The 330-nt window shown below is 72.7% G+C and carries 1 protein-coding gene; it reads right to left on the minus strand.

Annotated elements, in window-relative coordinates:
* The coding region (locus tag G6R25_RS24740) for a transposase (protein ID WP_235949565.1) at positions 1-234 on the minus strand (234 nt) is incomplete at its 3' end.
* Positions 235-330 lie beyond the last annotated feature (96 nt).

The following is a 330-nucleotide window of genomic DNA, read 5'->3' on the forward strand; positions in this document are numbered from 1 at the left end:
GATCGTCCCGACCCGGGCGGCAGCCTTCCTGTGCCGCGCCGAGCCGCGCTTCGTGCGGGACAGGTCCCGCTGAGCGGCGGCCAGCCGGCCGGCGGACCGCTCGAGGAACGTCGGGTTCGGCTCATGCTCCCCGGCCGACGTCGTCAGGAACGACGCGATACCGACATCCACGCCGACCACGGCACCGGCCGGCGGGAGCAGCTGGGCCGGGACGTCGTCGCAGGACAGGATCACCTACCAGCGCCTGCCCTCACGCGTGACGCTGACCGTCCTGACCCCGCCGAGCACCCGCCGATGCTGGTGGACCTTGACATGACCGACGCCCTGCAA

This window comes from Candidatus Frankia alpina, from assembly GCF_902806485.1.
GTDB classification, from domain to species: domain Bacteria; phylum Actinomycetota; class Actinomycetes; order Frankiales; family Frankiaceae; genus Frankia; species Frankia alpina.